Origin of the sequence: Streptomyces sp. NBC_00775 (genome assembly GCF_036347135.1) — a bacterium.
Classification (GTDB): Bacteria; Actinomycetota; Actinomycetes; order Streptomycetales; family Streptomycetaceae; genus Streptomyces; species Streptomyces lutosisoli.
This window is the reverse complement of record NZ_CP108938.1, coordinates 7,742,924-7,759,952: the sequence shown is the minus strand read 5'-3', so window position 1 is coordinate 7,759,952 and position 17,029 is coordinate 7,742,924. Positions and strand designations below refer to the sequence as shown.

The 17,029-nt window shown below is 71.6% G+C and carries 15 protein-coding genes; 5 read left to right on the top strand and 10 right to left on the bottom strand.

Annotation, left to right across the window (positions count from 1 at the left end; translation table 11 throughout):
* Positions 1-22: 22 nt before the first annotated feature.
* On the bottom strand, positions 23-1,618 hold the full coding sequence (locus tag OIC96_RS34490; protein WP_330304096.1) for an MFS transporter: 1,596 nt from the start codon (positions 1,616-1,618) through the stop codon (positions 23-25).
* A gap of 250 nt (positions 1,619-1,868) precedes the next feature.
* On the opposite strand from OIC96_RS34490, the gene panB reads away from it, so the two are divergent.
* The gene (gene panB, locus OIC96_RS34485) at positions 1,869-2,756 is read left to right on the top strand and encodes a 3-methyl-2-oxobutanoate hydroxymethyltransferase (RefSeq protein ID WP_330304097.1); all 888 of its coding nucleotides are present in this window, start codon (positions 1,869-1,871) and stop codon (positions 2,754-2,756) included.
* 75 nt (positions 2,757-2,831) lie between these two features.
* Here panB and OIC96_RS34480 read toward each other — a convergent pair whose 3' ends face one another.
* The 5 genes from OIC96_RS34480 to OIC96_RS34460 all read right to left on the bottom strand — a co-directional run bounded on the left by OIC96_RS34480 (position 2,832) and on the right by OIC96_RS34460 (position 7,553).
* On the bottom strand, positions 2,832-3,905 hold the full coding sequence (locus OIC96_RS34480; RefSeq protein ID WP_330304098.1) for a phosphotransferase enzyme family protein: 1,074 nt from the start codon (positions 3,903-3,905) through the stop codon (positions 2,832-2,834).
* Positions 3,902-4,672, bottom strand: a complete 771-nt coding sequence (locus OIC96_RS34475) for an ABC transporter ATP-binding protein (RefSeq protein WP_330304099.1) — start codon at positions 4,670-4,672, stop codon at positions 3,902-3,904. Before OIC96_RS34475 ends, OIC96_RS34480 begins: the two co-directional genes overlap by 4 nt.
* Complete coding sequence (locus OIC96_RS34470; RefSeq protein ID WP_330304100.1) at positions 4,669-5,442, bottom strand: ABC transporter permease; 774 nt, start codon at positions 5,440-5,442, stop codon at positions 4,669-4,671. The genes OIC96_RS34475 and OIC96_RS34470 overlap by 4 nt, the downstream gene beginning before the upstream one ends.
* On the bottom strand, positions 5,439-6,491 hold the full coding sequence (locus tag OIC96_RS34465) for an ABC transporter substrate-binding protein (protein ID WP_330304101.1): 1,053 nt from the start codon (positions 6,489-6,491) through the stop codon (positions 5,439-5,441). Before OIC96_RS34465 ends, OIC96_RS34470 begins: the two co-directional genes overlap by 4 nt.
* Before the next feature lie 126 nt (positions 6,492-6,617).
* Positions 6,618-7,553, bottom strand: a complete 936-nt coding sequence (locus tag OIC96_RS34460) for an ABC transporter substrate-binding protein (RefSeq protein ID WP_330304102.1) — start codon at positions 7,551-7,553, stop codon at positions 6,618-6,620.
* Between the two features lie 413 nt (positions 7,554-7,966).
* On the opposite strand from OIC96_RS34460, the gene OIC96_RS34455 reads away from it, so the two are divergent.
* The 3 genes from OIC96_RS34455 (at position 7,967) to OIC96_RS34445 (ending at position 10,862) form a co-directional block, all read left to right on the top strand.
* Positions 7,967-8,875 (top strand): sulfurtransferase, encoded by a 909-nt coding sequence (locus tag OIC96_RS34455; protein ID WP_330304103.1) that lies wholly within the window; start codon positions 7,967-7,969, stop codon positions 8,873-8,875.
* Between the two features lie 134 nt (positions 8,876-9,009).
* Entirely contained in the window at positions 9,010-10,041 is a 1,032-nt protein-coding gene (locus tag OIC96_RS34450; protein ID WP_330304104.1) for an ATP-binding cassette domain-containing protein, read from the top strand.
* Entirely contained in the window at positions 10,038-10,862 is an 825-nt protein-coding gene (locus OIC96_RS34445; protein WP_330304105.1) for an ABC transporter permease, read from the top strand. Before OIC96_RS34450 ends, OIC96_RS34445 begins: the two co-directional genes overlap by 4 nt.
* A 61-nt stretch (positions 10,863-10,923) precedes the next feature.
* Here OIC96_RS34445 and OIC96_RS34440 read toward each other — a convergent pair whose 3' ends face one another.
* Both OIC96_RS34440 and OIC96_RS34435 read right to left on the bottom strand, forming a co-directional pair.
* A complete protein-coding gene (locus OIC96_RS34440; protein ID WP_330304106.1) occupies positions 10,924-14,568 on the bottom strand; it encodes an AfsR/SARP family transcriptional regulator in 3,645 nt (1,214 codons plus the stop codon).
* Positions 14,569-14,582: 14 nt separating this feature from the next.
* The gene (locus tag OIC96_RS34435; RefSeq protein ID WP_330304107.1) at positions 14,583-15,152 is read right to left on the bottom strand and encodes a DUF6578 domain-containing protein; all 570 of its coding nucleotides are present in this window, start codon (positions 15,150-15,152) and stop codon (positions 14,583-14,585) included.
* Between the two features lie 114 nt (positions 15,153-15,266).
* On the opposite strand from OIC96_RS34435, the gene OIC96_RS34430 reads away from it, so the two are divergent.
* Complete coding sequence (locus OIC96_RS34430) at positions 15,267-16,067, top strand: site-2 protease family protein (protein ID WP_330304108.1); 801 nt, start codon at positions 15,267-15,269, stop codon at positions 16,065-16,067.
* Here the strand turns inward: OIC96_RS34430 and OIC96_RS34425 are convergent.
* Together OIC96_RS34425 and npdG are read right to left on the bottom strand one after the other, a co-directional pair.
* The gene (locus OIC96_RS34425) at positions 16,057-16,239 is read right to left on the bottom strand and encodes a hypothetical protein (RefSeq protein WP_330304109.1); all 183 of its coding nucleotides are present in this window, start codon (positions 16,237-16,239) and stop codon (positions 16,057-16,059) included. The genes OIC96_RS34430 and OIC96_RS34425 overlap by 11 nt on opposite strands.
* A 69-nt stretch (positions 16,240-16,308) precedes the next feature.
* Positions 16,309-17,028 carry an NADPH-dependent F420 reductase gene (gene npdG, locus OIC96_RS34420; RefSeq protein WP_330304110.1) on the bottom strand — a complete coding sequence of 240 codons (720 nt, stop codon included), beginning with the start codon at positions 17,026-17,028 and terminating at the stop codon, positions 16,309-16,311.
* Between the last annotated feature and the right edge of the window lies 1 nt (position 17,029).

Below are 17,029 nucleotides of genomic sequence, written 5' to 3'. Positions count from 1 at the left end.
CCCGAACGCTCCGTACGACCCGTCAGTGCTCCGCCACCGGAACCAGATCGGCCTCTTCCTTGCCCTCCTGGGCGTCCGGTGTCCGGCCCGGCAGGAAGACGGCCACGACGACCGCGCCGACCAGCGCGACACCCGCACCGCACAGGGCGGTGACGTGCATGGCGTGCAGGAAGGCGTCGTTGGCGGGACCGACGAGGGCCTTGCCCTGGGGGCCGAGCTTGGCGGCGACGCCGAGGGTGGCCTCGATGGACTCGCCCGCGGTGTGGCGCAGGCCGGCCGGGACGGAGGAGAGCTTGTCCTCGATGCCGCTGCGGTAGGCCGTGGAGAGCACGGAGCCGAGGACCGCGATGCCGAGGGCGCCGCCGACCTGGCGGAAGGTGTTGCTGAGCGCGGACGCCGAACCCGCCTTCTCGCGCGGCAGGGCCTGCATTATCACGACACTGGTCGGGGTCATGATGTGCGCCATACCGGTGCCCATCAGGAAGAAGATGACTTCGAGGAGCCAGATCGGTGTGTCCGTGTCCAGCACGGCGAACGCGGCCAGCATCGCGGCGATGATCAGCAGGCCCGCCGTGCAGGTGGCCCTGTTGCCGAAGCGGTCGACGACGAGCCGGGCGCGCGGCGCGAAGATGATCTGGGCCGCGGCGAGCGGCAGCATCAACAGGCCGGTCTGCAGCGGCGAGTAGCCCCGCACGCTCTGGGTGTAGAAGACGGAGAAGAAGGTCACGCCCATCAGCGCGAAGAAGACGAGCGCGATGGCGGCGATCGCGGCCGAGAAGACCTTGTTCTTGAAGTACGTGACGTCGATGGACGGGTGGTCGCTGCGCTTCTCGAACACGACGAACCCGGCGAGGACGACAAGTCCGGCCGCGATGGTCGCGAGGACCTTCACATCGGTGAAGTCGGCCAGCTGGCCGCCCTTGATGATGCCGTAGACGAGCAGGACGAGACCGATGACCGACAGGACGACGCCGACCGCGTCGACGCGGCCCGGGTTCGGGTCACGGGAGTCGGGGACCAGCCAGAACATCAGGACGAGCGCGAGCAGCACGATCGGCACGTTGATCAGGAAGACCGAGCCCCACCAGAAGTGGTCGAGGAGGATGCCGCCGGTGATCGGGCCGATCGCGATGGCGAGGCCGACGCCGCCGGCCCAGATGCCGATGGCCTTGGGCTGCTCGTCGCGCTCGAAGACGTTCATCAGGACGGCGAGGGTGGCGGGCATCACAAAGGCGGCGCCGAGGCCCATCACCGCGCGGAACACGATGAGCTGGACCGGCGAGCCGGACTCCGCGGCCAGCGCCGACCCGATGCCGAAGACGGCGAGACCGGCGAGCAGCACCTTCTTGCGGCCGAGCCGGTCGCCGAGCAGGCCCGCGGTGAACAGCAGTCCGGCGAAGACGAGGGTGTAGGCGTTGATGGCCCACTCCAGCTCGCTCTGGGTGGCGCCCAGGCCGGTGGGTGCCGGGGTGGAAATGGTCTTGATCGCGACGTTCAGGATGGAGTTGTCGAGCACCACGATCAGCAGGCTGAGCATGAGCACGCCGAGGATCGCCCAGCGGCGCCGGTGCACCGCCTCGGGCACACGCCGATCGGCGGGAGGAACGGAAGTCGTCATGACGCACACCCTAGCGAGTTTCGATACGGCACCGTCTCGTATCGGAAATGCTTTACGGAGAACTTACAAAGAGACCTAGGCCATTCGGGAAGAGACCTAGGCCCATGGAACCGGGACTCCGGCCGGGTGGCCCGGGAGCGGGATCCGGCTCACTCGCCCCGGTCTAGCCGAGCGTGGCACGAGGTGCCACCATGGAGGTGATCCGGGGACGCCGTCAGGGCGCCTCGAGATGACAGAAGGAGCCGTTGCGATGACGCAGCTTTCGGCTGCCCAGAAGCAGCCTGCGGAAGGTGCCCTCAAGACCACCGACAGCAGCAAGGCGCTGTACGGAGGCAAGAGCACCCGCCGTATCACGGTGCGCGACCTCGCCGCCGCCAAGGAGCGCGGCGAGAAGTGGCCCATGCTCACCGCGTACGACGCCATGACCGCGTCCGTCTTCGACGAGGCCGGCATCCCGGTCATGCTCGTCGGCGACTCGGCGGGCAACTGCCACCTGGGCTACGAGACGACCGTGCCCGTCACCCTCGACGAGATGACGATGCTGTCCGCCGCGGTCGTACGGGGCACCAGCCGTGCGCTGATCGTCGGCGACCTGCCCTTCGGGTCGTACCAGGAGGGCCCGGTCCAGGCGCTGCGCTCGGCCACCCGCCTCGTCAAGGAGGCCGGCGTCGGCGCGGTGAAGCTGGAGGGCGGCGAGCGCTCGCACCGCCAGATCGAGCTGCTGGTCGAGTCCGGCATCCCGGTCATGGCGCACATCGGCCTGACCCCGCAGTCCGTGAACGCCATGGGCTACCGGGTGCAGGGCCGTGGCGACGAGGCCGCGCACAAGCTGCTGCGGGACGCCAAGGCGGTCCAGGACGCGGGCGCCTTCGCGGTCGTCCTGGAGCTGGTCCCGGCGGAGCTGGCCGCCGAGGTCACCCGCTCCCTGCACATCCCGACCGTCGGCATCGGCGCCGGTCCCGAGACCGACGCGCAGGTCCTCGTCTGGACCGACATGCTCGGGCTGACCGGCGGCAAGGTGCCGAAGTTCGTGAAGAAGTACGCCGATCTGCGTCAGGTCATGGGCGACGCGGCGAAGGCGTTCGCCGAGGACGTCGTCGGCGGAACGTTCCCCCTTGAGGAGCACTCCGTCCACTAGGGGCCTGAGGCCCACCGAGCCACTGCGGCACCGAGGCAGCCCGTCGAACTTCCCCCGTCGACGGGCTGCTGCCGTTTACGCGCGCTCCCGCACCCGCTTCAGCAGCAGCGCCCCGTCCTCCCCCGCGAACCACCGCGCGTGCTCCACGAAGTACTCGTACGCCAGTGCCGTGTTCGTGGCGGACCGCGTCACCCCGTGGAAGTAGCCCATCTCGGAGAGCGCGAACTCGGCGTGGACGAGGGGGAGCAGCTCGGGCAGGGCGGCCGACTCGGCGGAGGTCAGCGGGCGTACGGAGGTGTAGCCGTCGAGGAGCGCGTCCACGTCCTCGAAGCGGACCGGGCGGGCCGGGTCGAGCCACTGCACGGTGTTGCGCTCGATGGCGGTGGCCAGGTCGTGGACGGCGGTCGTGCGGTCGCTGAGGCCGAAGTCCAGGATCGTGGAGACCTCGCCGGACGCCGTGTCCCACAGCAGGTTCGAGGCGTGCCAGTCGTTGTGCGTCCACAGCGGGGCGAGGCGGCCGAGGTAGGGCAACAGGCGTTCGTAGAAGGGGAGATGGACCTCCCGCAGGTCCTGTCGCCAGGGTCTGCGCGCCAACGCGGCCGCGAGGGGCGGGCGCCCGGCCGCATAGGACTCCAGCGCCGCCTCCGGGTCCACCGCCGCGAACACCGTGAAGGACGACACGAGGGGCTGCGGGCGGCGGCGCGGGGCGTCGAACCCCTCGGCGGCCAGGTGCAGTTGGGCGAGGGCGGCCCCGGCGGCCCGGGCGTGCCGTGCGGAGACGAAGGGCGACCAGGACAGCGCGTCCCGGTACAGGTCCGTGCCGGTTCCGGCGGTGTGGACCTCGTACACCCACTCCCCGCGCGCCTCGGCGGACAGCACCTCGACGACCGGTGCGCCCCGCTCGCGCAGATGGCGCAGGAAGGCGTGCTCCTCGGCCAGGCCTTCCAGGGTGCGTACGGTGCTGTGGTGCCGTTTCACGAAGAGGCGCCGTCCGTCGCGGTCGACGAGGGCGGCGGCGGAGAGCGGGCGGGGGCTGCGCCAGAGCACGTGGGCGGGGCCGACGACGGCCTCGACCTCGGCCTCGGTGAGCGGCGGCCAGTCGGGGGCGACGGGGTCGGTGCCCATGCCGTGGGCGAGGAGGGTACTCATGCGGTCACCGCCTTCGCCGCCGCTGCCGTCCGGCCGCTGAGCGCGTCCAGCAGGAGCCGTTCCGTCGCCGCGAACTCGGGTGCGGCGAGGGCGTCCAGGCCGCGGGGGCCGGAGCGGGGTACCTCGACGTGTTCGACGACGGTGGCCGGGCGGGGTGAGAGGACGTGCACGGTGTCGGCGAGCAGGACGGCCTCGCGGATGTCGTGGGTGACCAGGACGACGGTCCAGCGGTAGCGCTGCCACATGTCGGCGAGCCACAGCTGCATCTCGGTGCGGGTGAGCGAGTCGAGCGCGCCGAACGGTTCGTCGAGCAGCAGCACCGGCCGCTCCAGGACGACGGTGCGCAGCAGGGCGGCGCGCTGCCGCATACCGCCGCTGAGCTGGAAGGGGTAGGAGGACTGGAAGCCGTCGAGTCCGAAGGCCTCGAAGAGTTCGCCCGCCCGGCGCCGCGCCTCCTTCTTCCGTACGCCCTGCGCCTCAAGGCCCAGCGCCGTGTTGTCGAGCACCGTGCGCCAGGGGAAGAGGAGGTCCTTCTGCGGCATGTAGGCGACCTTGCCGGAGGCCACGGATGCCGGGGCGGAGTCGACGAGGATCTCGCCCGAGGTGGGCGTGTCCAGGCCGGAGATCAGATTGAACAGGGTGCTCTTGCCGCTGCCGCTCGGGCCGATGACGGCGGCGAACTCGCCGGGTTCCACGGTGAGTTCGAGGTCGCGCAGCACTTCGAGCGATCCGAACGTCTTCCCGGCGCCCCGTACGCGCAGACTCATGACCGGCCCTCCTTCTCCAGTGCCCGCTCCCACGGCAGGACGAGCCGTTGCAGCAGACAGGTCGCCCCGAACAGGGCGATGCTCAGCAGGGCGGTCACCGCGACCGCCGCGAAGACGAGGTCCGTGCGGAACGCGCTCTTCTGCGCCTGCATATAGATGCCGAGGCCCTTCTCGGCGCCCGCGTACTCGGCGAACACGGCGCCCACGACGGCGTACGTGATACTGACGCGCAGCCCGGTGAAGAAGTGGGGCAGCGCGCTGGGCACACGGACCAGCCGGAAGGCGCGGATGCGGCCGGTGCCCAGGGAGCGCAGCAGCCGCATCGCGTCGCGGTCGGTGGCGGCGAAGCCCGCCGCGAGGTTCGCGGCGAGTGGGAAGAAGGTCGTCAGGGTCACGACCAGCATCTTCGGGAGCAGCCCGAAGCCGAACCAGATGATCAGCAGGGGGGCCACGGCCACGATCGGGATGGTCTGCGAGGCCACCAGGAGCGGGTACAGGCCCCGGCGGGCCGCGGCCGAGAAGTCCAGGACCACGGCCACCAACCAGGCGGCGGCGAAGGAGAGCGCGAAGCCGAGCAGGGTCTCCTGGAGGGTGGGCAGCGTCTGGTCCCACAGGTCGGTACGGTTCGTCCAGCCCTCGGACAGGACGCGGCCGGGGCTGGGCAGCACCGTCGGGTCGACGCCGGCGGCGGTGACGTACGCCTGCCAGCCGCCGACGAGGACGGTCAGGACGAGGAGGGGCGGCCAGACGGCCCGCAGTGCCGCTCTCACTTGGTGTCCTCGGCGTCCGGGAGATAGGCGTCGGTGAAGAACGTCGAGGTGTCGGGGGCCTTGGTGAGCTTCTTGCCGTTCTGGTCCACCAGCAGCCCGGACTTGTACTCGAAGTCGGCGAAGGCCTGCCACCGCTCGGCGCTCTGGGTGCCGATGCCGCCGTCGGCGGCGCGGTAGTACTCCTTGGCGAGCAACTGCTCGCTCTCCTTGACCAGTTCGGTGTTGGTGAGCGTGCTCTTGTTGGCCGCGATCAGCAGGCCGGCGGCCTGGTCCGGGTGGTCGGCGGCGTACTCGTACCCCTTGTCTACGACGGCGAGGAACTTCTTCGCGATCTCGGGGTTCTGCTTCAGGTACTGCCCGGAGGAGGCGATCAGCGTCGAGTAGATGGCCGGGAAGCCGTAGTCGGCGAGCGGGAAGTCCTTGAGCGGCTTGCCCGTGAGCTTGGCCTCCAGGCCCTCCCAGGTCGGCATCGGCATCGCGAAGTCGGCCTTGCCCGCGTAAAGGGCCGCGTACGCCGAGGTGTTGAGCGTGATCTGCTTGAAGTCGCCCTTGCCGCCGTCCTCCTGGATGACCTTCTGGAGCAGCGCCTTCTCGTAGGGGGCGCCGAACCCGGCGTACGTCTTGCCGTCGAGGTCCTTGGGGGAGGTGATGTCGTCGCGGTCGGCGCGCACGGAGACGGTGACGTTCGTCTTCTGCGTGACGGCGTAGACGGAGGTGATGTCCTGCCCGGCGGCGCGGGCGGTCGTCACGCCCTCCTGGTACGAGATCCCGAAGTCCGCTTTGTGGTTCGCGACCAGCGTCTCGGGGGCGGTCGAGCCGTACGGCACGATCTTCAGGTCGATACCGGCGTCCTTGAACCAGCCCTTCTGCTGGGCAACGTAGATGCCGGTGTGGTTGGTGTTGGGCGTCCAGTCCAGGGCGAGGGTGACCTGGGTGGTGCCGTTCTTCGACGCGGCAGAGGTGGAGTCCTGGGAGGCGCAGCCGGTCGCGGTCGCGGTGAGGGCGGCGGCGGTGGCTATGGAGAGCAGGGCGGTCGTACGGGTTCTCATGGGGATCCTCGGAGGGGGCGCGGCGCTTGTCAGGGCGTGATGGTTGTCCTCACGCCCGACACAGCGCGCTGCTGACCCGCATGAGGTCGACGGCCATACGCTTCGTCAGATCTATTGCCTGGCAGGTCACTTGGCGTCCACTGCCGGTGAGGCTTCGAGCAGGTCGTTCGTGTACGACGACTCCCAGTCGCGGGCGTGCGCGATGGCGCCGTGCCGGGCGAGCCAGTGGGCGTACGGGCCCGTCCGGGTCTCGTCGATCACGCCCCAGCGGCCGTCGGCGTCGGTCCAGGTCGGGGCGACCAGGGCGAGCGAGCGGGCGATCAGGGGGCGGGAGAAGTAGGGGATCACGCGCTCCAGCAGGGCGCGGGTGGAGGCCTGTTCGGCCGCGGCGGCCGTGTAGCCGCGGGCGGTGGCGGCCAGGAAGGCGCGCACCACGTCGGGCCGGGCGGCGGCGAAGGCCTCGCTCGTGCCGAGGAGGTAGCTGTGATAGCCGGGGGCGCCGATCTCGTCGACCGGCCAGGTCAGCCGCTGCTCCTCGGGGAGGTCACCCCGGAGGGCGTCCCAGGACCAGTAGTTGCCGAAGGTGGCGTCGGCCTCGCCGGCGGCGATGTCGTCGACGGTGAGTTCGCGGTAGCCCGCGTCGACGGTGATCACCGCGTCCGGGTCGCCGCCGTCCGCCGCCACGAGGTGGCGGACCATGGCGCGGCCCCGGGGGGTGGGGTTGTAGGCGAGGCGGCGGCCCGCCAGGTCGCGGGGGCGGGTGATGCCGGTGGAGCGGGCGGTCTGGATGGCCTCCAGGGCACGGTGGTTGACGGCGGCGACGGCCAGCAGCGGCTGGGCGTCGGCGGCGCGCCGGGCCAGCAGGCGGTTGGGCGGGAAGAGACCGAGGTCCACCTCGCCGCGGGCCAGGTACTCCAGGGTGTCGCCGCGTCCCGGATCCTGGACGGCCAGTTCCACGTCCAGGCCGGCCTCGCGGTACCAGCCGCGGTCCCGGGCGACGTACAGACCAGCCGAATTCGGCCATGGGTGGAAATAGTCGAGCATGACTCGGACGTGCGACATGAAGGTACTCCGCATACGGCACTCAGGCGTGCGGGCCTGGTGGGAAGAGACAGGAAGGAGAGAGAGGGGACCGTTCCGGTCAGCAACAGGAGCGGGCCGCCGCGGCGTTCGCCGGGGGACACTGCTGCTCGACTGCTGCGGACATGCGGTACTCCTACGCGGGCAGCCCACAGGGGGCTCAAGTGATGCGGTCGGCGTTCCCATGGGGACCGTTCGGCACATGCCGACGCCGGTCCCAGACGCCCTCTCAGCCCAACCGGGTAGGGGCTCCCGCGTAGATGGCCGAAACCATAACCCCAGGCAGCCGATCCTGTGCAAGCGGCGCCCGACATGTGGGACGCCTCTGACCGACAGGCGAGACGCACCAGCTCAGGCACGCCGCCCGTACAGGCCTCCGGGTTAGCATCCCCGCCATGAACGACGCCCTGCTCCCCGGTCCCCTGGTCGACGACGCGTGGCTCGCGGCCCGCCTCGACGATCCCCGGCTGGTCGTCCTCGACGCCACCGCGCTGCTTCCGTCGCCCCGCCACGACGGCGACTACCGCTCCGGCAGCGGCCACGACCGGTGGGCCGAGGGGCACATCCCGGGCTCCCGCCACGCGGACCTCACGTGCGACCTCTCGGACCACACGGCGCCGTACCACTTCGCGGTCCCGGCCCCCGAGGCGCTGGCCGCCGCGCTCGGGCGCCTCGGCGTGCACGACGGCACCGAGGTCGTCGCCTACGACAGCGGCGGCGGCATCTGGGCGGCCCGGCTGTGGTGGATGCTGCGGTCGATCTCCGTACGGGCGGCGGTACTTGACGGAGGTCTTGAGGCCTGGGAGGCAGCCGGGCGGCCGGTTGTCACCGGAGAGATGGAGCCCGCTCCAGAGGTTCCAGGGGCTCCAGGGGCTTCCACAGTGAACACCCTCACCCCGGTCCCCCTCCCCCACGCCTGGGCCACCCTTACCGAGGTGGACGCCGTCCGGCGCGGTGAGCGTCCCGGCACCCTCGTGTGCGCGCTGCCCACCCCCGGCTTCGACGGAAGCGCGCCCACCCGATACTCGCGGCGCGGGCACATCCCGGGCAGTCTCAGCCTCCCCGGGCGGGGGCTGCTCGACGACGCCGGGCGGTTCCTGCCGCGCGACGAACTGGCCGCCCGGGTGGGCGCGGTGCTCGACGAGAGCGCCTCACCGGTCGTCCTGTACTGCGGCGGCGGGATCTCCGCCGCCGGTGCCGCCCTCGCGCTCACGCTGCTGGGACGCGAGGACATCACGCTGTACGACGGCTCCCTGGAGGAGTGGTCGGCCGACCCGGAGCTGCCGCTCGTACAGCCGGGCTGACCTGCGAGAACGCCGGGCCGCCGATGACGTACGGGCGGACGCCGGCGAGCTGCCGGCGGCCCTGTCGGTGCGATGTCGGCGGCTGTAGGCGGTCTGTCGGTGGTTTGTCGGTGGCGGCTGGCACCTTGTTGGTCATGACGCGAATCGACAACAAGTCCCGACACGAGGGCGCCGGCCGCAGCGCCGTCACCGTACGGGGGCTGGTCAAGCACTACGGCGAGACCAAGGCGCTGGACGGTGTGGATCTGGACGTGCACGAAGGCACCGTCCTTGGTGTGCTGGGTCCCAACGGCGCCGGCAAGACCACCCTCGTCCGTGTCCTGTCCACCCTCATCACCCCGGACTCCGGCCACGCGACGGTCGCCGGCTACGACGTGCTGAAGCAGCCCCGGCAGCTGCGCCGGGTGATAGGGCTCACCGGCCAGTACGCCTCGGTCGACGAGAAGCTCCCGGGCTGGGAGAACCTCTACATGATCGGGCGGCTGCTCGACCTGTCCCGCAAGGACGCCCGCAGGCGTGCCGACGAGCTCCTGGAGCGTTTCTCGCTCACCGAGGCGGCCAAGCGCCCGGCGTCGACGTACTCCGGTGGTATGCGCCGCCGGCTCGACCTCGCCGCTTCGATGATCGGCAACCCGAGCGTCCTGTATCTGGACGAGCCGACGACGGGCCTCGACCCGCGCACCCGCAACGAGGTGTGGCACGAGGTCAAGCGCATGGTCGCCGACGGCGCCACCGTGCTGCTCACCACCCAGTACATGGAGGAGGCCGAGCAGCTGGCCTCCGAGCTGACGGTCATCGACCGCGGCAAGGTCATCGCGAGCGGCCGCGTCGACGAGCTGAAGGCGCGGGTCGGCGGCCGTACGCTGCGCGTGCGCCCGCTGGACCCGCTGGAGCTGCGCCCGCTGGCCAACATGCTCGACGAGCTGGGCCTCACCGGTCTCGCCACGACGGCCGTGGACACCGAGACCGGCAGCGTGCTGGTCCCGGTTCTCAGCGACGAACAGCTGACCGCCGTGGTCGGCGCGGTCACCGCGCGCGGGATCACGATCGCCTCCATCAACACCGAACTGCCCAGTCTGGACGAGGTGTTCCTGTCCCTCACCGGCCATATGGCCACCGCACCGCAGGACTCCACCGCCCGCGCCTACGAGGAGGTCTCCGCATGAGTACCGCCGTTGTCGAAGCCCCCCTCGCCGCCCAGGGCGACTCCCGTATCTCGCCCCGCGCGCACGCGCGCCACATCGGCGCGCTCGTCCGCCGCAATCTGCTGTGGATCCGTCAGGACCCGGAGTCGATGTTCGACGCCGTCCTGATGCCGGTGATCTTCACCCTGCTGTTCGTGTACGTCTTTGGCGGCTCCATCGGGCAGTCGCTGGGCGGTGGCCAGGACGCGTATGTGCAGTACGTGGTGCCCGGTCTGATGGCGATGACGACCATGAACATGGCGACAGCCGTCGGCACCGGCTTCAACGAAGACTTCCACAAGGGGGTGATGGACCGCTTCCGCACTCTGCCGATCGGCCAGGGCTCCGTGCTCTTCGCCAAGATCGTGGTGGAGCTGATGCGCATGGTCGTCGCGACGACGATCCTCCTCGTCGTCGGTGTGCTGGTCGGCTTCGACATCACCAACTGGCCGGGCCTGTTCGCCTCCGTGGGGCTCGCCACCCTCTTCGCCTCGGCCCTGATGTGGATCTTCCTGGTCCTCGGTGTGACGATGAAGAACGCCCAGTCCGTGCAGGCGATGGGCTTCCTGGTGCTGTTCCCCCTGCAGTTCGGTTCGTCGATCTTCTCGCCGACCGGGACCATGCCCGGCTGGCTGCAGACCTTCACCGACTACAACCCGCTCTCCTCGCTCGCGGACACCGCGCGTGGCCTGATGGTGGGCGGCCCGGTCGCGCACGACCTGTGGGTGACGCTCGCCTGGACGGCGGCGCTCACGGCCGTGATGGCGCCGATCGCGATCCACAAGTTCCGCACCAAGAACTGACGTTCGGCGACAAGCCCATGGTCATCCGGCCATCCGGTCATCGCCATGCCCCCGGTCCGCGTCAGATGAGGGCGGCGGCCTCCTCCTCGGAGAGCCCGTCGCCCTCGGCGTACGCGGCCTCGTACGTCGCGTCGTCGAGTACGGCCCGCACGTCCGCCTCGGCCTGCCGGCGCACCTCGGCCTCCATCGCGCCCGCGAAGTGGCCCGGCGGCAGCAAGCGGTCGGCGGCGCCGAGGAGTCGGGCCGCGTCACGGGCGCGGCGGCCGCCGTCCAGGCTGGTCAGCGCGATGGCGGCGACGGTCAGATGCGCGGAGGTCATGTGCGGCGCGATCATCCGTGCCAGCGGGTCCATGGAGCGGGCCATCGCCTTCCGCGCCTTGTCCAGGGCGCTCGCGTAGTGCCCTTCCACGGCGTCCAGCCAGCCTTCCACGCCGATCATGAAGCCGTCGAAGACCATGAAGGAGCTCGCCGCGAAGTCCTGGCGCAGCAGCCGCATCTGCTCGCGCGCCTCCGGGACCCGGTCGCTGCGGCCGAGCCACGTCGCGAGGAAGAGCCGGGCCGCGGGCATGGCCTCGTTGAGGGCTCCGTGGCCCTCCGCCAGTACCTCGCGCAGCAGCCGCTCGCCCCGCTCGGTCTCCCCCAACTCGATGTACATGCTGCCGAGCCGGCAGTTGAGCACCGCCATCTGGGAGTGGGCGCCCAGCCGCTCGGCATACGTGCCCGCCTCCGCGTAGTCCGCGGCGGCGGCCCGGTAGTCGCCCTTGCGCTCATGGGCCTCGCCGCGCGCGGAGAGCGCCTCGGCGGCGCCCCAGGCGTCGCCGAGGCGGGCGAACAACTCCAGCGCCTCGTCGGCGTCACGGGTCGCGTCGCCCGCCATGTCGGCCCGGTTGGCGCGGACGTTGGCGCGCATCTGGAGGACGACGGCCAGTTCCCAGGCGAGGCCGAGCTCGCGGCAGGCGGCGACCGTCTCGTCGATGAGGGTGCGCACCTGGTTCATGTCACCGGTGAGCATGACGGCGTAGAACCAGAGGATGCCGGGGCTGCGGCAGGTCTGCGGGAGGCCGGGCGTGTACGTCGCGCTGATGGCGCGCAGTTTCTCCTTGGCCTGTGGGGTCTGCCAGGCGTCGATGTCCATGTCCATGCAGGCCAGATGGACGAGGTGCACCCCGCGCCAGGCCTCTTCGAGGACCTCCGGGCGCATCGGCGGTGGGGCGGCCGTACAGCTCTCGTACAGCGGGGTGGCCGGGCGCAGGGGCGGTGCGAAGGGGTCGGGGCCGAGGGCCATGACCTCGCGGGACCAGTGGCGGATGTCGAGGCGCTGGTCGCGGATCTGCCAGTACCAGGACAGCGAGAGGACGAGGCAGAGCGCCTCCTGCTCGTCGCGCTCGTCGACGGCGTGCCGCAGGGCGGTGCGCAGATTCTCGTACTCGCGTTCGAGGAGCGCGATCGCGGCGCCCTGCCCGGGGCCGCGCAGGGCGGGGTCGGTGGTGCGGGCGAGTTCGCGGTAGTACGTGAGATGGGCGCGCTCGGCGGCGGCGCGGTCACCGGACTCGTCGAGGCGCTCGCCGGCGTACTCGGAGACGGTCTCCAGGAGCCGGTAGCGCATCTCGCCCTCGCCCGAAGGCGCCGCCACGACAAGGGACTTGTCGACGAGCGAGCCGAGCACTTCCAGCGCGTCGGGCCCGCAGACCTCTTCGGCAGCGGCGAGGTCACAGCCGCCCGCGAAGACGGACAGCCGCCGCAGCGCGTCCCGTTCGCCCTCGTCGAGCAGGTCCCAGGACCAGTCGACGACGGCGCGCAGCGTCTGCTGCCGCGGCAGGACGGTGCGGCTGCCGGAGGTCAGCAGACGGAACCGGTCGTCGAGCCGGTCGGCGATCTGCCGTGGGGTCAGCATCCGCAGCCGGGCCGCGGCGAGTTCGATGGCGAGCGGCAGACCGTCGAGCCGCCGGCAGATCTCGGCCGCCGCCGCGGCGGTCTCGCCGTCGGCGTCGAGCCGGAAGCCGGGCCGCGCCGCGGCCCCGCGGTCGGCGAGCAGCCGCAGCGCGACGGGTTCCGGCAGCGGCTCCACGGGACGCAGCAACTCCCCCGGTACGCCGAGGGGTTCACGACTGGTGGCCAGCACCGTCAGCCCCGGGCACCGCTCCAGCAACTCCTCGACGAGGCGGGCGGCGGCGTCCACGACATGCTCGCAGTTGTCGAGGATGATCAGCATGCGCCGCTTGGCACAGTGCTCGGCGAGCCGGGTGAGCGCGTCGTCGTGCCGGTCGGCGACGGCCCGCATCTCCTCGGCGCCGGCACCGCGCAGCACGGTCTCCCGCGCACCGACAGCGGTGAGCACCGCCTCGGGCACCGCCTTCGGATCGTCCACCGGCGCGAGCTCGGCCAGCCACACCCCGTCCCGCGCCGCATCCGCCACGGCCTCGGCCGCCTCCTGCGACAGCCGCGTCTTCCCGGCCCCACCGGGCCCGAGCAGCGTCACGAGCCGGGCCGCCGCGAGATCACCCCGGATGGCCTCGATGTCGGCTTCACGGCCGACGAAGGAGGTGAGGCGGGCGCGGAGGTTGCCTTGGGGTGCCGGTGCCGCTGCCGATGTGGGGCGGGTGCGGGTGCGGGAGAGGGCGGCGGAGCCGAGGGCGGGGACGGCGGAGACACGGGTGCCTGCGGCAGCGGTGGGGGCGCCGGGCTGCACGACGGCCTGCCCATCGACTCCGTCCCGGCCGACCGCTCCGGCCGAGGCACCGCCTGCGGGAGACGCCGCGGCTCCTCCCACGGGATACGGGTCGCCCGGCCCGGCGATGAGCGGGCCGGACCCGTCCGGTCCCCGGCCATCCTCCGCGAGCCCCACGGCGTTGGCCGCGTCGCGGGACTCGGCGGTCCCGGCGCCGGAACCGTCCGGACCCGAGCGGTGCGCGGCCGTGTTCCCGGCGCCCGTGCCGTCGTACGGCCCCCGACCGTGTCCCACGACGGGCGATCCGTCCGCCGGGGTCAGCAACTCCCTGTGCAGGGAGCGGAGTTCGGGACCGGGGTTCGAGCCCAGGCGGTCGGCCAGGAGCTCGCGTACGGACTCGTAGGCGGCGAGGGCCTCGGCGGGGCGGCCGGCGGCGCGGAGGGCGCGGAGGCGGAGGGCGTGGAGGGGCTCGTCCAGGGGGTGGAGGTCGCACAGGGCGGTGAGCTCGGGCAGGGTCTGTTCGGCGTGGCCGAGTGCCAGGGCCGCGGTGAGGCGGGCGCGGCGGACATCGAGGCGACGCGTCTCCCAGCGGGCCGACTCGGCAGTGCGGTCCGGGAGGTCGGCGAGGACCGGGCCGTGCCACAGGGTGAGGGCGTCGTCGAGGACCGCGGCCGCCTTCGCGGGGTCGCCGTCGGCGAGCGCACGGGTGCCCTCCCCCGCGAGCCGCTCGAAACGGTGCAGGTCGACGGCGTCGGCGAGCGCGGCGAGCCGGTATCCGCCGTCCACCGACTCCACCGCGTCCGGCCCGATCGCCCTGCGCAGCCGCCCGACCAGGGCCTGCAGCGCGCCGGGCGCGTCGGCGGGCGGGTCGCCGTCCCACACCTCGTCGACCAGGACGGCCGCGGGGACGGTCCGTCCGGGCCGCAGCGCGAGCACGGTCAGCAGGGCGCGCAGCCGCGCCCCGCCGATCGGGACGGGCGTGCCGTCGGGGCGGAGTGCCTGGGTGGTGCCGAGAATGCGGTAGAGCACGGGGTCCATTGTCTCTGGTGGCTTCAGGTGCGAGGGTCCGGCAGGTGGAGCTCGACCAGGACGCCGGCATGACGGCGGTGACGGCGCGCCCCCGTCTCCGTACGGATGTCGTCGTATTCGCCGCCGAACCGCGACGGGCAGCTCGTGACGGGTTCCAGGAAGCGGTCCCGCGGGTCGGGGAAGTACTCGCGCGAGTCCGGGCCCGTCTCGACGAATCCCTGGTGCACCAGGGCGATCGCGAGGACGCGGCCCGTGGTCTCGGGCCACCGGCCTCGGTGCCGCTCGACGGTGAGCAGACCGACCCGACGGACCCACCGGTCGGGAGCCGGGCCTGACTCGTCCACGGGGTCACCGTGCAACGCCGCGACGAGCCCGTCGTCCGCCCGCACCGTCTGGATCACCCCGCCCCCGTCCCCGTCACGTACCCACTCCGCCGGCGCCGAGATCCTGCCGAGTTGCTCGGACCAGCCACCGCCGAGCAGGTCCTCCGCGTAGTCCAGCACCAGAGGCCAGGTCACTTCCTCCCCCGCCGAGAACGGTGTGCCACAGCACTCCATCTGCCAGTCCTCGTAGAAGACCCACCATCGCCCCATCCCCCCACCCTCCCCGGAACCAATGCCCGATGGCGAGACGTTTTCCGCGTGAGCCCGGTACGGTCGGGCAGGCCCGAGCACATGCGTATCAGTCCAGCCAGTCCAGGGAGCCCCATGACCACCGCCGCGTCCCGTCGCAGTGACCGGAGGATCAGTCCCGTCTTCGTCGGGATCGTGGCCGTCACGGCGGTGACCGGCTGGGCGACCTGGACCGGTTTCGCCGAGCAGCCCGGCGTGGCCGTGTTCCTCTTCGTCACGGCCGCGTGGATCGTCTCCCTCTGTCTGCACGAGTACGCGCACGCGCGCACCGCCCTGCACAGCGGCGACATCTCGATCGGCGCGAAGGGCTATCTGACCCTGAACCCGCTGAAGTACACGCATGCGCTGCTGAGCATCGTGCTGCCGGTGATCTTCGTGATCATGGGCGGGATCGGTCTGCCGGGCGGCGCGGTCTTCATCGAGCGGGGCCGCATCCAGGGCCGCTGGAAGCACAGCCTGATCTCGGCGGCGGGCCCGCTGACGAACGTGCTGTTCGCGGTGGTCTGCACGGCCCCGTTCTGGCTGCACGCGCTGGACGGGGTGCCGCGGGACTTCCGGTTCGCGCTGGCGTTCCTCGCGCTGCTCCAGGTCACGGCCGCGCTCCTGAACTTCCTGCCGGTGCCGGGCCTGGACGGCTACGGCGTGATCGAGCCGTGGCTGTCGTACAACATCAAGCGTCAGGTGGAGCCGTTCGCGCCGTTCGGCCTGCTGTTCGTGTTCGCGCTGCTGTGGGTGCCGTCGGTCAACGTCCAGTTCTTCGACATGATCGACTCGATCCTGCGCAGCCTCGGCATCAGCAACCTCGACACGTACTGCGGCCAGGAGTTCTACCGCTTCTGGCAGGGCACCAACGAGTACTGCTCCGTCAGTCAGTGACGGACCTGCGGGCCGCCCGCTCGCGGCGCAGGTAGTACCAGCTCATGTTGGACGACACCCCCACGACCAGCACCCACACGATCCCGATCCAGCTGCCCTGGAGGAAGGAGATGACCGCGGCGGCCGTGGCGAGCACGCACGCGAAGAGGGCGAGAACGGAAAGGCGGGGCATGGGGTCGGCTCCTGTCGCGGGGACACTGCAGGCTTGCGCCGACCAGTGTCCCCCATCGACTCGACCGACTCACACGTCGGTGACCCGCAGCCCCGCGTGCGCCTTGTAGCGGCGGTTCACGGAGATCAGGTTCGCGACCAGCGACTCCACCTGGTGGGCGTTGCGCAGCCGGCCGGAGAAGACACCGCGCATGCCGGGGATGCGGCCGGCCAGCGCCTGCACGACCTCGACATCGGCCCGCTCCTCGCCGAGGACCATGACGTCCGTGTCGATCTCGTCGATCTCCGGGTCCTGGAGCAGAACCGCCGACAGGTGGTGGAAGGCGGCCGTGACCCGCGAGTCCGGCAGCAGGGCGGCGGCCTGTTCGGCGGCGCTGCCCTCCTCGGGCTTCAGCGCGTACGCGCCCTGCTTGTCGAAGCCGAGCGGGTTGACGCAGTCGACGACGAGCTTGCCGGCCAGTTCCTCACGCAGCGATTCGAGGGTCTTGCCGTGCCCGTCCCACGGTACGGCGACGATCACGATGTCGCTGCGCCGCGCGCACTCGGCGTTGTCGGCGCCCTCGACGCCGAGGCCGAGCTCGTCGGCCGCGCTCTGCGCGCGGTCCGCGGCGCGCGAGCCGATGATCACCTTCTGGCCGGCCTTGGCGAGCCGGTAGGCGAGGCCCTTGCCCTGGGGGCCGGTACCGCCGAGCACGCCGACGACGAGCCCGGACACGTCGGGAAGGTCCCACGGGTCCTTGGCGGGGGCCTTCTGTGCACGGTCGGTAGAGGCACTGTCAGTAGAGGTCATG

What these genes read in the sequence shown, in the direction of transcription:
- OIC96_RS34490 (WP_330304096.1), bottom strand. Translation starts at nt 1,618, where the DNA reads ATGACGACTTCCGTTCCTCCCGCCGATCGGCGTGTGCCCGAGGCGGTG.
- panB (WP_330304097.1), top strand. Translation starts at nt 1,869, where the DNA reads ATGACGCAGCTTTCGGCTGCCCAGAAGCAGCCTGCGGAAGGTGCCCTC.
- OIC96_RS34480 (WP_330304098.1), bottom strand. Translation starts at nt 3,905, where the DNA reads ATGAGTACCCTCCTCGCCCACGGCATGGGCACCGACCCCGTCGCCCCC.
- OIC96_RS34475 (WP_330304099.1), bottom strand. Translation starts at nt 4,672, where the DNA reads ATGAGTCTGCGCGTACGGGGCGCCGGGAAGACGTTCGGATCGCTCGAA.
- OIC96_RS34465 (WP_330304101.1), bottom strand. Translation starts at nt 6,491, where the DNA reads ATGAGAACCCGTACGACCGCCCTGCTCTCCATAGCCACCGCCGCCGCC.
- OIC96_RS34460 (WP_330304102.1), bottom strand. Translation starts at nt 7,553, where the DNA reads ATGTCGCACGTCCGAGTCATGCTCGACTATTTCCACCCATGGCCGAAT.
- OIC96_RS34455 (WP_330304103.1), top strand. Translation starts at nt 7,967, where the DNA reads ATGAACGACGCCCTGCTCCCCGGTCCCCTGGTCGACGACGCGTGGCTC.
- OIC96_RS34450 (WP_330304104.1), top strand. Translation starts at nt 9,010, where the DNA reads ATGACGCGAATCGACAACAAGTCCCGACACGAGGGCGCCGGCCGCAGC.
- OIC96_RS34445 (WP_330304105.1), top strand. Translation starts at nt 10,038, where the DNA reads ATGAGTACCGCCGTTGTCGAAGCCCCCCTCGCCGCCCAGGGCGACTCC.
- OIC96_RS34440 (WP_330304106.1), bottom strand. Translation starts at nt 14,568, where the DNA reads ATGGACCCCGTGCTCTACCGCATTCTCGGCACCACCCAGGCACTCCGC.
- OIC96_RS34435 (WP_330304107.1), bottom strand. Translation starts at nt 15,152, where the DNA reads ATGGGGCGATGGTGGGTCTTCTACGAGGACTGGCAGATGGAGTGCTGT.
- OIC96_RS34430 (WP_330304108.1), top strand. Translation starts at nt 15,267, where the DNA reads ATGACCACCGCCGCGTCCCGTCGCAGTGACCGGAGGATCAGTCCCGTC.
- OIC96_RS34425 (WP_330304109.1), bottom strand. Translation starts at nt 16,239, where the DNA reads ATGCCCCGCCTTTCCGTTCTCGCCCTCTTCGCGTGCGTGCTCGCCACG.
- npdG (WP_330304110.1), bottom strand. Translation starts at nt 17,028, where the DNA reads ATGACCTCTACTGACAGTGCCTCTACCGACCGTGCACAGAAGGCCCCC.